The sequence below is a fragment of the Simplicispira suum genome (assembly GCF_003008595.1).
In the GTDB taxonomy this organism is placed as follows: Bacteria; Pseudomonadota; Gammaproteobacteria; order Burkholderiales; family Burkholderiaceae_C; genus Simplicispira; species Simplicispira suum.
The window spans coordinates 2,984,956-2,998,517 of the sequence record NZ_CP027669.1 but is presented as its reverse complement, the minus strand read 5'-3'; the positions used below and the strand labels follow the sequence as shown (position 1 = coordinate 2,998,517).

Genomic DNA, 13,562 nt, shown 5'->3' with positions numbered 1-13,562 from the left:
CGACGCTCAACAGAATCAGCCAATGCCTGCCTCCTTGTAATCAGATTTCTTTGAATTCACCCGGTGAATGGAAATGGTGCGACGCGACGCCATGCGCTCCGCAGCACGTGTACGGTCTTTCACCTCTCCCGCGAGCTGCCCGCAGGCGGCATCGATATCGTCTCCGCGCGTCTTCCTGACGGTAGTCACTACGCCGGCGTTGCTCAGTATTTCTGCGAACGCCGCAATGGCTGTCGGCTGGGACCGCAAGAGCCCTGAGGCCGGGAAAGGGTTGAATGGAATCAAATTGAATTTGCACCACGATTTCCCCGGCGAACTCTTGCGAATCAGGTCGACCAATTGATGCGCCTGTTCGGGCCGGTCATTGACCCCGTCCAGCATGCAATATTCAAAAGTAATGAAATCACGCGGTGCAAATTCCAGATAGCGAACGCAGGTATCCAACAACTCTTGCAGCGGGTATTTGCGATTGAGTGGCACAAGATGGTCACGCAGCGCGTCTTCCGAAGCGTGCAGCGAAACGGCAAGCGCTACGGGACAGTCGCGCGCGAGTCGATCCATCATGGGAACCACGCCAGAGGTTGACACCGTCACCCGGCGGCGCGAAAGACCATATGCATGATCGTCCAGCATGGTGCGCAGCGCGGGCACCAGTGCAGAATAGTTCTGCAGCGGCTCGCCCATGCCCATCATGACAACGTTGGAAATGATCCTGTCCGAGCGACCCAACGCTCGCCGCAGGCTGTGCTCAGCGAACCAGAGCTGCCCAATGATCTCGCCGGACGTGAGGTTCCGACTGAAGCCCTGGTGGCCGGTAGAGCAAAAACGACATCCCACAGCGCATCCGGCCTGCGAAGAAATGCACAAGGTAGCGCGATCGTCTTCGGGGATAAAGACCGCCTCCACCGCATTGCCACCACCGACATCAAAAAGCCACTTGACCGTGCCATCCTTCGAGCGATGCTCGCTGGCGACAGTCAGGGGTTCGACGCAGGCGTTTTGCTCGAGTTTATGGCGCAAGGACTTTGCAATATCGGTCATTTGCCCGAAATCGCTCACCCCCTGCTGATGAATCCATCGATACAGCTGTGTCGCCCGAAAACGCTTCTCCCCCAGGCTTTCGCAGAAAGCCACCAATCCAGGGAGATCGAATTCGAGAAGGTTCGTTTTCATGATCAGGCTTGCCAGGCAGGCATCCAGTGAATTTCCAGCCTGGCGAACGCTGCGCTCAACGGGAATACACGTTCATGCCGGGAAAGAAAAAGGCAATTTCCACCTGCGCGGTTTCGGCGGCATCGGACCCGTGCACGGCATTGGCATCGATGCTGTCGGCAAAATCAGCCCGAATCGTTCCAGCGTCGGCCTTCTTGGGATCGGTAGCGCCCATCAACTCGCGATTCTTAAGAATGGCGCCCTCGCCCTCCAGCGCTTGAATCATGACAGGCCCGGAAATCATGAAATCCACGAGATCCTTGAAGAAGGGACGCTCCTTGTGCACTGCGTAGAACTGCTCTGCCTCCAAACGAGACAAATGCACCATACGGGCTGCTACGACGCGCAGACCGGCCGCTTCAAAGCGGGCATAAATCTGGCCAATCACGTTCTTGGCGACGGCGTCGGGTTTGATGATGGAGAGGGTGCGTTCGATAGCCATTTTGGTTTTCCTGAATAAAACGAAAAAGTATTCGTCGGTGTGACAAAAGCCTTCAATTCTAGCTTCCGGGGCACGCCGACCGCTGCAGACCGCTCAATCGGCACTGAGGCGTCTCAACGGCTGCGTCGACGTGGGCCCGTGCCCGACCGACTGCTACGGCGCTCGTCCTGCCTCTGTCGCTTGAGACTGTCCGAGCCAATGTAGCCCACCGACGTCTTGAGCGGATCCGGTTGTGCGCTGGCCCCGCCCGCGCCTCCTTTGACTGCGGCTCCACGCGCAGATTTGCTGCCGAAGGCTCCACGGTCTGCGCCCTTGCGCACACCTGCAGCCCCAGGAGTGCCTAGCCGGGCGACTGGCTTGGCCGCGCTCTCGACCCCGGCCGCTTTCATCAGCGCACGAATATCTCCCTCAGCCAACTCCAGAAACGTCCCACGGCGCAATCCCTTGGGCAAGACCATCGCGCCATAACGAATGCGGATCAGACGGCTTACAGCGTGTCCTACGCTCTCCAACATGCGACGCACTTCCCGATTGCGTCCTTCGGAGATCGTGACCCGGTACCAACAATTGGCGCCTTCGCCGCCGCCCTCTTCGATGGAGCCGAAGGCCGCCATTCCGTCATCCAACTGCACGCCTGTCAGCAAGCGTTCTTTCTCCTCGCTACTCAGCGCCCCCAACACCCGGACCGCGTACTCGCGCTCCAAGCCAAAACGCGGATGGGTCAGTCGGTTGGCTAGTTCACCCGAACTCGTGAACAGCAGCAAGCCTTCAGTATTTAGGTCCAAACGCCCGACAGACTGCCACTTGCCGTGCTGCAGGCGCGGAAGCTTGCGAAAAACGGTGGGACGATTCTGCGGATCGTCGTGCGTCACCACTTCTCCGACGGGCTTGTGGTATGCAATCACCCGGGCAGGAGGAGGATCAATGCGGTAGCGGATCGGCTTTCCATTGACCTTCACCTGATCGCCATACTGAATGCGTTGACCGATATGGGCAGGTTCGCTGTTGACCGAAATACGCCCCTCCAGAATGAGTTGCTCCATCTCCAGGCGCGAGCCCAATCCGGCCTGCGCCAGCACTTTGTGCAGTTTGGGAGTTTCCGCCTGGGGCAGCAAGACCCGCTTGGGAGCAACGCCCTGCGCCTCGGCCACATCGGCGTCGAACTGACCGGAGACAACATCGGCGAACGCGTAGCCACCAGGCGACTCCGACTTCAAGGCCTTTTTGTTGCGCCCGCCGCCGGCCTGAGCTGCACCCTCGTGCTCCGGCTCGACGCGCGTCGTTCGCACAGCTTCGTCCGCCCCGGCTTGCGTCACCTCTGGAGCAGCACCCAGCGAATCGATCGGTGGTTCGGGAAGCGATGGTGGGCCGGAGCCCTTGGGATCGTTCATAGGTCTATCGTGTATCACAACATCGGGTTTACAAAGACCAAGTTTGCTGAAGGTTGAAACTCGGAAAACTCAGGCTGCTCGCCGGCCGCCACGGCGCCCTGAGGCTCGAGCGAATCAAGAACGTTCACTGCACCTGGGAGGTCAAGCTCGGGCAACTGATCTAGCGACTGCAAGCCGAGATCGTCCAGAAACTGCCGCGTGGTAGCAAAGAGTGCTGGTCTGCCGACCGTCTCACGGTGGCCAATCACCTCTATCCAACCCCGATCCTCGAGTTGTTTGACGATGAGGCTGTTCACAGTCACGCCGCGCACGTCTTCGATATCACCGCGTGTCACAGGCTGTCGATAAGCAATGATCGCCAGGGTCTCCAGCACTGCACGCGAATAACGAGGCGGCTTTTCGGGGTGCAGTCGATCAAGATACTCGCGCATGGCAGGCCGGGACTGAAAGCGCCAGCCCGACGCCACTTGCACCAGTTCTACACCACTTTGTGCCCATTGCAGTTGCAGATCTTCAAGCAATTGCTTGATCGTGTCTGCACCCACGGCGTCATCGAAAAGCACACGCAAATCCCGCAGGCTCAGGGCTTGCTGGGCACAGATCAAGGCGGTTTCAAGAACCCGTTTTGCGTCCACCGTGTTCATGGTCGTCAGCGTTTCCGGGAAGTGCGCTGCACAGGTGTGCGGCGCAGAAGGCAAAAGAATGAGCGGAGCAAAACGCGGTGCGTTCTGAGCAGTGGGCACTGCAACGGCTGCACCGGCAAGTGGGCGAAGCGCCACCCGCGTTGAGCTGTCAGAAGCCTAAATTGTAGCGCAGCACTGCCCCGAAGAGCTGCCCCCGTTACGGCGCCTTCAGGCCCGCAACTGCCAGCGCGTCCTGCATATCCTGCGGCAAGGGAGCGTCAAAGGCCAGCAGTTTTCCAGTCACTGGATGCTGGAACTCCAAGCGCTGAGCGTGCAGCGCTTGGCGCCCCAGTCCCAATTCCGGTGTCCCCCCATACAAGACATCACCCACAAGTGGCAGACCGATATGCGCCATGTGCACCCGAATCTGGTGTGTTCTCCCTGTGTACAGGGTGCACTGCACCAGACAATGCATCACCCCCCGCTGCAAAATATGAATATCGGTGCGTGCCAGCTTTCCCGCCTGTCGCACAAGATCCACTGCGGCCATGCGCAGGCGATTGCGTGGATCGCGCCCGATGGGGGCGTCCACGGTGCGCTCCGCCGGCCCGCTCCAGTGTCCCCGTGCAATCGCCACATATTGGCGATGCACCGTCCGCTCGGCGATCATCTGGACCAAAGCGTCCATCGCAGAGCGCGTGCGGGCGACAACCATCAAGCCGCTGGTGTCCTTGTCAAGTCGATGCACAATGCCCGCTCTGGGTACCCGGGCCGCTTCGGCATCGCGGCCCAGCAAGCCGTTGAGCAGCGTGCCACTCCAGTTGCCGGGTGCAGGGTGCACTACCAGACCCGCAGGTTTATTGATCACCAGCAGGTGGCTGTCTTCGTACACGATGTCGAGCGCGATGGCTTCGGCACGAAAGGCTTGGCTTTCTTGTGTCGGCCGCATCTCCAGATCGATGCGATCGCCCACCTTCACACGCTGGGATGGCTTGAGCGCCACCTGCCCATTCAGGCGCGCTGCACCTGCGGCCAGCAACTGCTGAAGGTAAGAACGAGAAAATTCGGGTACGCACAGAACCAGGGCTCGGTCCAGGCGCTCTGCATGCTGACTTGCGCCAATCACCAAGGATCGCAATTCGCCATCGGCCTGCGGCGTGTCGGACTCTTCAGCATCCCCCGCGTCCGATAGCGACAGCCCCGACGCTCGCGCCGATGCCTGCATGCGCTCAGCGCGCCGGCAAGTAGCGCGCCGGATCGACAGGCTTTCCCTGACGGCGAATTTCAAAATGCAGCTTTACGCGGTCCGAATCCGTATTGCCCATTTCAGCGATTTTCTGACCCCGGCGAACCGTCTGGTCTTCCTTCACCAGCAACGCACGGTTGTGGGCATAGGCGGTCAGAAACACATTGCTGTGTTTGAGGATGATCAGGTTTCCATAGCCACGCAAGCCTGCACCGGCATACACCACCCGGCCGTCGGCTGCGGCAACAATGGCATCGCCGCTTTTTCCGGCAATATCGAGCCCCTTGTTGCGCGCCTCATCGAAGCCGGCCAGCAAGCTGCCGCTGGCGGGCCAGATGAAGGCCGTGCCATCCTCAGCAGTAGCGGGTGCAGCATGGCTTGCCACCTGCGCGCCCTCTGTGGCCGCAGGCGCATCCGACGGAGTCGATGAACCAGCAGGCGCTGCACCAACAACCACCGGCGCCACCGAAGGCGCGGGCACGGGACGGGTAACCACGCCAGGCGCGGCCTGGGCAACTGCGGCCGTCTGCGGGGGGGCCACGCGAAGCACTTGGCCCACCTCAATCAGATTTGGGTTGTCGATCTGGTTCCAGCGCGCAATGTCTTTCCAGCTCTGTCCAGTATCCAGGCCAATACGGATCAGCGTATCCCCCGGCTTCACCGTATAGGTACCGACACCGCCAGCATTCTCTGTCTGAGGCGCCTTAACAACCGTCGCCGGCATCGGCTCAGAGCTGGATGTGGAACCGGCCACTGCCGTGCCCCGGTCCACGACGGGAGCACGCGTCATTCGGGTACTGCACCCGCCAAGGGCCAGCCCGGCAAGCAACAGGGAAATCCCTAGAACACGAACACGCGAAACCTGCATATGTATTTCCTTCAGCCAATGCCTGATTTTAGAGGCACGAAATGAACCGACTCGAGCACACTCTGTGTGAAGCCCTGGGCCGAGCGATCGATCACCAGCAGCGATTGCCGGCCCGAAGCATCGGCCACGGGAGCCACAAGGCGCCCGCCAATGGCAAGTTGCTCGCACCAGGCGGTCGGCACAGCCGCCCCGCCAGCCGCCGCAAGAATGCCGGCATAGGGTGCACCACTCGCAAACCCCAACATACCGTCGCCAAAGATCAAATGCACGTTGGCAAGGCGCAACGAGCGCAAATTGGCGCGAGCCCGCTCGTGCAAACCACGAAGGCGTTCAATGCTGTAGACCTCGCGTGCCACTCTGGCCAGCACCGCCGCCTGGTAGCCACAGCCGGTACCGATTTCCAGCACCCGGCCCAAGCCATCCGTGCGCGCCCCAGGTGCTGCCAACAACAGCTCGATCATCCGGGCAACTACGCTAGGCTTGGAGATCGTCTGCCCAAACCCAATTGGCAGACTGGTGTCTTCGTACGCCTGGTTGGCCAGGCCCGAATCGACAAAATGGTGCCGCTCCACTGCACCCATGGCTTGGAGCACTGGTGCCGAACCCATCCCGCCTGCGGCGAGCCGACGCAGCATGTTGGCACGCACCGCAGATGAATCGAGACCCACGCCGGCTGGGGCCGCAGATGCGGTCCATGCGCTGGTACTGCGCGTTGCCGTAGAGGGAAGAGATTTCGTTGGCTGCGCCGGGCCGATACGTGCGGGAAAGCCAGGACGCCGCGGTGTCACGCAGCCACCTCGGCACCGGGCTCGCTCGGCGGATTGCCCCACTGCGCTGCGCTTTGAGCCCAATAGCGAAGATGATCGTGATCGGTCAGGTCGACCTTCAGGGGGGTCAAAGCCACAAAACCCTGCGACGTCGCGTGGAAATCGGTTCCCTCGGTATCGTCTTTGACTGCTCCTGCGCTCCCAATCCAGTACATGGCCTCGCCGCGCGGGCTTTCCTGAACAATGACACGCTCGGCCGCGTGTCGCCGCCCCAGGCGGCAGATCTTCAAAGACCGCATCGCCTCCAGCGGCAAATTCGGAATGTTCACATTCAAAAGCCAGGGCGAGTCGCCTACCAGGCTGCGCGCGCTCATTTGCGACACGATCTCGGCGGCCTTGCTGGCGGCCGCATCAATTTCGCCCCAGCCTTTATCCACTTGTGAGAAGGCGATGGCGGGAATGCCAAACAGATATCCCTCCATGGCAGCGCCCACGGTGCCCGAATAAATGGTGTCGTCCCCCATGTTGGCGCCATTGTTGATGCCGGAGACGATCAAGTCGGGGCGGTAGTCCAGCAAGCCTGTGAGCGCAATGTGTACGCAGTCGGCCGGCGTGCCGTTGATGTAGCGAAACCCATTGGGCGCCGTCTGTACATAGAGCGGCGAATGCAGCGTCAGGGCATTCGATTTCGCGCTGTTGTTGTGCTCTGGCGCCACCACTTCCACCTGCGCCACACGGGCCAGGGCCGCGTGCAAAGCGACGATGCCGGGAGCCTGATAGCCGTCGTCGTTGGAAATAAGAATCTTCATACTGCTCGGGGTCAATGGGCAATTGTAGGCGGCACTGCCGCGCACAAAGCGCTCGCTCCAGTGGTCGCTCCTGAGACATCTGTACCTGCCAAGCCCCCCCTATCATCTCCGATTACCCAGACAGGAGACCTCACATGCACGCATGGCTATGCACTGAACCCACAGGCGTTGATGCACTGAAATGGACCGAGCTTCCGACTCCCGTCCCTGGTCCTGGCGAGGTGCTGATCAAGATTGAGGCCGCCAGCCTCAATTTTCCAGACCTTTTGATTGTTCAGAACAAATACCAGATGAAGCCGGCACTGCCTTTTGTACCGGGTTCGGAATATGCCGGCGTGGTCGAGGCGGTGGGTCCTGACGTGACGCATCTATCGCCCGGACAACGAGTGGCCTGCCTGTCCGGCACGGGGGGCTTCGGCACCCACACCCTGGCTCCAGCGGCACTGTGCATGCCACTGCCGAAGGGCTTTCCCCCAGTGGATGCCGCTGCATTCATCATGATTTATGCGACCTCCTGGCATGCCTTGATCGATCGCGCAATGCTCCAAGCGGGCGAGACGGTTCTGGTCCTGGGCGCAGCCGGCGGCGTTGGCACTGCAGCCATCCAGATTGCCAAGGCTATGGGCGCCAAAGTGCTTGCCGCTGCGTCGACCGACGAGAAATGTGCACTGTGCCAGTCTCTCGGGGCCGACGCCACCATCAACTACACCACCCAGGACTTGCGGGACGCCATCAAACAAGCGACGGGCGGCAAGGGCCCCGATGTGATTTATGACCCGGTAGGTGGTGAATTCACCGAGCCGGCGTTCCGCTCGATCGCATGGCGTGGTCGCTACCTGGTGGTGGGATTTGCCTCCGGTCCCATTCCCTCTTTGCCGCTCAACCTTCCTTTGCTTAAGGGCGCATCACTGGTCGGTGTCTTCTGGGGCGAGTTTGCCAAGCGTGAGCCCAAAGCCAACGCCGCCATGATGGCGACATTGGCAGACTGGTACGCGCAAGGCCGAATCAAACCGGTGATTGACCGAACCATGCCGATGGCCGAACTGCCTGCGGCCTTCGAACGCATGGGTTCCCGTGCCGTTCAGGGCAAGCTGGTGCTGGTGAACTAGTTTCCGGCAACGAATGTCCTTACATGGACGCTCCAAGCCATGTCACACTCCGACGTCTTTTCTTTGACACCTGTCGTGGTGGACCATGGCCGAAAGAACTCCCTCGGACCTCGCTCGCGAAACCCTCAAGCAGTTGGCCATCCGGCGTTTGGCGCCCACACCGGAAAATTTTCGCCAGATTTACGACGAAATCTCGGGCTCGCGCAGCCCACAGGCCTTCCCGGAAGGGCCGCTGCGCCAGATCCTGCGCGTTGTACCCGGCCAGACGCCGGTGCAGCGCCGTCTGCTTGACCAGTTTGAAAAGGCCGTCACAGCGCATGACTGGAGTGCGATCCAGGCCGTGGTGGTGGGCTACGCCAAACTTGGGCTGAGCGGCGCGGTAACTGCCGAGCCAGAAACACAGGCGCCGCCGGTTGCCGCACTACCCGACGAGTTGGCTGAGCAGATCGCGCGGCTGGTAGAAAACACGCTGACTGGCCTGAGCTCAGACGATGCCCGCGTGCATTTGCTCGGCACGCAGCTGCTGCAATTTTTGCGCTCTCCGGCGCCGCCCGCGAGCACGCTGCAACTCATGCTGGCCAATTTCAGCTTCCGGCTTTCATTTGCTGCCGAGGACCAAGCGGCTGTACGCGCGCTGCTGCTTGAACTGCTGAACATGGTGTTTCAGAATATGGCTGCGTTGAGCATGGACGACCGATGGCTATCCGGCCAGACGCAGGCCCTGGTCGACGCCACTGCGCAACCACTGACGCTCAGGCGGCTGGACGATGTGCAGCGCCGCCTCAAGGACGTGATCTTCAAGCAGACCGAGGCCAAGGGGCGCATGGTCGAAGCGCAAGAGCAGATGAAGGAAATGCTCAGCGCCTTTATCGAGCGCTTGGGCGCAATCACCCAGTCGAGCGACAGTTACCACACTACCATCGAACAATGCGCTGAGCAGATCGCACGCGCCACCACCTTGGACGAAATCACACCCGTGCTCGAGCAGGTCATGGGTGCCACGCGTTCGATGGCGCTGGACAGCCGCGTGGCCCACGAAGAACTGAACGAACTGCGCCAGCGCGCTGAGGAAAAGCAGGAAGAGCTGGTTCGCCTGCAGCAGTCGCTCGACCAAGTCAGCCAGCAGGCGCGCCACGATCCGCTGACAGGGTCACTCAATCGCAAAGGGCTCGACGAAGTGATGGGGCGAGAAATTTCGCGCTCGCGCCGCGCCGAAATTCCGCTCTGCGTGGCCCTGCTGGACGTCGACAACTTCAAACAGATCAATGACCGGCTCGGCCACGCCACCGGCGATGCGGCCCTGGTGCATCTGGCCGAAGTGGTACGCACCGTCATGCGCCCGCAGGACATGCTTGCCCGCTACGGGGGCGAGGAATTTGTCATCGTGCTTCCCGACACGGCGCTCGCTGCGGGCATCGAAGCCATGCAACGCCTGCAGCGCGAGCTGACCAAGAACTTCTTTCTCAAGGACAACGAAAAGCTGCTCATCACCTTCAGCGCCGGCGTGGCGCAGATGGCCGCCAGCGAAGACAGCCAGGACGCCATCAACCGGGCGGACCAGGCGATGTACCTTGCCAAACGCCAAGGCAAGAACCGCGTCGTTGCCGCCTGACCGGGCTTGACGAACCGTTTGATGGACCGGCGGCGCTTTCTGGCCCTCGCAGCGCATGCGTCTGTAGCCAGCACCTTGGCGCGCTCCGCCTTTGGCGCTGCCCCATTGCGCCACGATCCGTTTGGTCTCGGCGTGGCGAGCGGCGACCCGGCGCCTGACGGCTTCGTACTGTGGACACGGCTGCTCGCCTCGGGTGATCCGCTGCCTGTGGCTCCGCTTCCCGTGCGCTGGGAAGTGGCAGAAGACGCGGCTTTTCGCCGCATCGTTCAGCGCGGCTCCAGTTTGGCTCGGCCCGAGTTGGCGCACAGCGTGCACGTCGAGGTGACCGGCTTGGCGCCTGGGCGCTGGTACCACTACCGCTTCACGCACGGGCCGGCCGCCAGCCGCGTCGGCCGGGCGCGCACAGCGCCCGCTTTGAATGAGCTACCGGCGCGCCTGCGCCTAGCGTTTGCCTCGTGCCAGCGCTGGGAACACGGCCACTACGCCGCCTGGGGCCACGTGGCCAACGACGCGCCCGACCTGGTGCTGTTTTTGGGCGACTACATCTATGAATACGCAACCCCAAGCGACGCCACCGGCCTGGCGCGCACGCACGCGCTGCGCCACGCCCGCAATCTGGACGATTTTCGTGATCGCTACGCGCTGCACAAGAGCGATCGGCAATTGCAGGCGGCGCACGAGGCCTGCCCCTGGGCTGTGACCTGGGACGACCACGAAGTGCAGAACGACTACGCGGGAAACACCGGCAGAGACGACGACGGATTTTTTGCGCTTCGCAGCGCCGGGTTTCAGGCGTTTTACGAGCATATGCCCCTGGGCGCGGCGCGGTTGGCGGCGCCGGGTTTCGCGTCCCTGCAACTGCACCGCCGTCTGGCCTGGGGACAGCTTGCGCAATTGCACCTGCTCGACGGGCGCCAGTACCGCGACCGCCAGGCCTGTCGACGGGCGCAGGCCTCGGGTGCGGGCGCAGTGCGGCGGGACGACTGCGAAGAATTGGCAGAAACCACGCGCAGTTTTCTGGGCTCCGCGCAGGAGCGCTGGCTCGACGACGGCCTGGCAGAGGACGCCCGGCAAAGCAGCCATTGGAGCGTCATCGCGCAGCAAACGCTGCTGTCGCCGCGCCACTACCCGTCGGGCGTACAGTCCACCGACACCTGGGACGGCTACCCCGCCGCACGGGCGCGACTGACCCGGAGCATGGCGCGCCACGTGCCGGGCAGCGCGGTAGTGCTGGGCGGCGACATTCACCAGAACTACGTCTGCCGGGTACCCGAAGACGCCCTTCGGCCCGACGGAAAGGCGGTGGCCAGCGAATTCTGCGGCACCTCGATTTCCTCGCGCTCGGGTACCACGCAGACAAAGCTTGACGCCATCGTGCGGCACAACCCGCATGTACTGCTGGCGCGCTGCGAGGAGCGTGGCTACGGTCTTGCAGACATCACGCCCCAGTTGTGGACCACCCGCCTGCAGGCGCTGGACGACCCACTGCGCCCAGACAGCGGTGTGCGCACGCTGGCGCGCTTCGTCGTCGAGCGCGGCCGGCCGGGGCCGGTGCGTGAGACATGAGCTGCGCAGCCGCCGTCAGCACACAAAAATACTATCAATTGCATAGCTTTCAGCGCTTACTGGGAAAGCGCTAGCGGCCAAAAAGATACCAATTTTTCGCTGCGCCGACCTTGACAGCAGGCGCAGAGCCTTGCGCCGGGACCCACCGTGCTCTAGACGTCGATCGCGTTGGCGGAATCCGCCCGCTTGCGCAGCTCGAACTTCTGGATCTTCCCGGTGCTGGTCTTGGGCAGCTCGCCAAACACCACAGCACGCGGCACTTTGAACCCGGCCAAATGCTGCTTGCAGTGCGCGACGATGTCCTCCTGCGTGGTCTGGGCACCGGCCTTCAATTCAACGAAAGCACAAGGCGTTTCGCCCCATTTCGGATCGGGCCGCGCCACGACGGCGGCAGCCAGCACGTCGGGGTGGCGGTAGAGCACATCTTCCACCTCGATCGACGATATGTTCTCGCCGCCCGAGATGATGATGTCCTTGCTGCGGTCCTTGATCTTGATGTAGCCGTCGGGGTACTGCACCGCCAGGTCGCCGCTGTGGAACCAGCCGCCGGCAAAAGCCTCTTCGGTGGCCTGGGGGTTCTTCAGGTAGCCCTTCATGGCGATGTTGCCCTTGAACATGATCTCGCCCATGGTTTCGCCATCTTGCGGCACGGGCTGCATGGTTTCGGGGTTGAGCACGCGCACATCGCGCTCCAGGTGGTAGCGCACGCCCTGGCGGGCGTTCAGCCGGGCGCGCTCGCCGATATCGAGTTCGTCCCAAGCTGCATGCTTGGCGCATACCGTCGCCGGTCCATAGACCTCGGTCAGGCCGTAGACGTGGGTCAAATCGAACCCCATCTTTTCCATACCCTCAATCATGGAAGCCGGCGGCGCCGCGCCCGCCACCATCGCGTGGATACCCGCAGGCACGCCAGCCTTCATGGCGTCCGGAGAATTCACCAGCAGACCGTGCACGATGGGCGCGCCGCAATAGTGCGTGACGCCGTGCTCGCGCATGGCGTCAAAGATCGCCTGTGCGTCCACGCGGCGCAGGCACACATTGACCCCCGCACGCGCCGCCACCGTCCACGGAAAGCACCAGCCGTTGCAATGGAACATGGGCAGGGTCCATAGATACACCGCGTGCTTGGGCATGTCCCACTCCAGCACGTTGCTGATGGCGTTGGCCGCCGCGCCGCGGTGGTGGTAGACGACACCCTTGGGGTTGCCCGTGGTGCCTGACGTGTAGTTGAGGGCAATGGCGTCCCATTCATCGGCAGGCAGCTCCCAGGCAAAGCCAGGGTCACCTGCAGCCAGAAAATCCTCGTAGTCGGTGCCTCCGAGCGGGTGCGCCGCCGGTCCGTACAACGCGTCCTGCACCTCGATCAAAACCAAAGGCTGCGTCGATGTGCGCAGCGCCATCGCCTTGGCGAGAACGCCGCCGAACTCCGGATCCACGATGACCGCCTTGGCCTCCCCATGGTCCAGCATGAAGGCGATGGTCTCCGGGTCGAGCCGCGTATTGAGCGCATTGAGCACCGCGCCGGCCATGGGCACCCCGAAATGCGCCTCCACCATGGGAGGCGTGTTCGGTAAAAGCACCGCCACGGTATCGTTCTTGCCAATACCCAGCCTTCGCAGGCTGCTGGCAAACCGGCGGCAGCGCGCATAGGTCTGCGCCCAGGTCTGGCGCAGCGGCCCATGCACGATAGCCAGGCGTTCGGGGTAGACCTCGGCACTGCGTTCCAGAAAGGAAAGCGGCGAGAGCGGTGCGAAATTGGCGGATGTTCGTGGCAGATGCTGGTCAAAAATGGATGTCACGGTGCCTCCGGAAAAGCAAAAAAGGGCTCGGGCGAAAAAATGAATGCCCGCATAGCATGCCCGGCTTCGGGCATGCTGTCACGGGCGCGCACCCAGGGCAGGGAGCTGCGGTGCAGGA

General features: G+C 62.2%; 12 protein-coding genes. 3 read left to right on the top strand and 9 right to left on the bottom strand.

Translation table 11 applies throughout. From position 1 onward, the window contains the following. Positions 1 to 15: 15 nt before the first annotated feature. The 8 genes from rlmN to surE form a co-directional block, all read right to left on the bottom strand. Positions 16 to 1,173 carry a dual-specificity RNA methyltransferase RlmN gene (gene rlmN / locus C6571_RS13920; RefSeq protein ID WP_106447219.1) on the bottom strand — a complete coding sequence of 386 codons (1,158 nt, stop codon included), beginning with the start codon at positions 1,171 to 1,173 and terminating at the stop codon, positions 16 to 18. Between the two features lie 55 nt (positions 1,174 to 1,228). After that, positions 1,229 to 1,654: a nucleoside-diphosphate kinase gene (gene ndk, locus C6571_RS13915; RefSeq protein WP_106447218.1), complete on the bottom strand. Its 426-nt coding sequence runs from the start codon at positions 1,652 to 1,654 to the stop codon at positions 1,229 to 1,231. Positions 1,655 to 1,767: 113 nt separating this feature from the next. Further along, entirely contained in the window at positions 1,768 to 3,045 is a 1,278-nt protein-coding gene (locus C6571_RS13910; protein ID WP_106447217.1) for a pseudouridine synthase, read from the bottom strand. Between the two features lie 14 nt (positions 3,046 to 3,059). Continuing rightward, on the bottom strand, positions 3,060 to 3,689 hold the full coding sequence (gene scpB / locus C6571_RS13905; protein ID WP_106448248.1) for an SMC-Scp complex subunit ScpB: 630 nt from the start codon (positions 3,687 to 3,689) through the stop codon (positions 3,060 to 3,062). A gap of 196 nt (positions 3,690 to 3,885) precedes the next feature. Next, positions 3,886 to 4,893, bottom strand: coding sequence for an RluA family pseudouridine synthase (locus C6571_RS13900; protein WP_106447216.1), 1,008 nt, complete (start codon positions 4,891 to 4,893; stop codon positions 3,886 to 3,888). Positions 4,894 to 4,897: 4 nt separating this feature from the next. Further along, positions 4,898 to 5,782, bottom strand: coding sequence for a peptidoglycan DD-metalloendopeptidase family protein (locus C6571_RS13895; protein ID WP_106447215.1), 885 nt, complete (start codon positions 5,780 to 5,782; stop codon positions 4,898 to 4,900). A gap of 11 nt (positions 5,783 to 5,793) precedes the next feature. Then, the gene (locus C6571_RS13890; protein ID WP_245901290.1) at positions 5,794 to 6,612 is read right to left on the bottom strand and encodes a protein-L-isoaspartate(D-aspartate) O-methyltransferase; all 819 of its coding nucleotides are present in this window, start codon (positions 6,610 to 6,612) and stop codon (positions 5,794 to 5,796) included. After that, positions 6,567 to 7,358: a 5'/3'-nucleotidase SurE gene (gene surE, locus C6571_RS13885; protein ID WP_106447213.1), complete on the bottom strand. Its 792-nt coding sequence runs from the start codon at positions 7,356 to 7,358 to the stop codon at positions 6,567 to 6,569. Before surE ends, C6571_RS13890 begins: the two co-directional genes overlap by 46 nt. A gap of 134 nt (positions 7,359 to 7,492) precedes the next feature. Between surE and C6571_RS13880 the strand changes: the two genes are divergently transcribed. The 3 genes from C6571_RS13880 (at position 7,493) to C6571_RS13870 (ending at position 11,645) form a co-directional block, all read left to right on the top strand. Then, positions 7,493 to 8,467 carry an NADPH:quinone oxidoreductase family protein gene (locus C6571_RS13880; RefSeq protein WP_106447212.1) on the top strand — a complete coding sequence of 325 codons (975 nt, stop codon included), beginning with the start codon at positions 7,493 to 7,495 and terminating at the stop codon, positions 8,465 to 8,467. A gap of 85 nt (positions 8,468 to 8,552) precedes the next feature. After that, positions 8,553 to 10,079, top strand: coding sequence for a GGDEF domain-containing protein (locus tag C6571_RS13875; RefSeq protein WP_106447211.1), 1,527 nt, complete (start codon positions 8,553 to 8,555; stop codon positions 10,077 to 10,079). 21 nt (positions 10,080 to 10,100) lie between these two features. Then, positions 10,101 to 11,645: an alkaline phosphatase D family protein gene (locus C6571_RS13870; RefSeq protein ID WP_106447210.1), complete on the top strand. Its 1,545-nt coding sequence runs from the start codon at positions 10,101 to 10,103 to the stop codon at positions 11,643 to 11,645. A 152-nt stretch (positions 11,646 to 11,797) separates the two neighbouring features. Here C6571_RS13870 and C6571_RS13865 read toward each other — a convergent pair whose 3' ends face one another. Then, on the bottom strand, positions 11,798 to 13,444 hold the full coding sequence (locus C6571_RS13865) for an acyl-CoA synthetase (protein WP_106447209.1): 1,647 nt from the start codon (positions 13,442 to 13,444) through the stop codon (positions 11,798 to 11,800). Between the last annotated feature and the right edge of the window lie 118 nt (positions 13,445 to 13,562).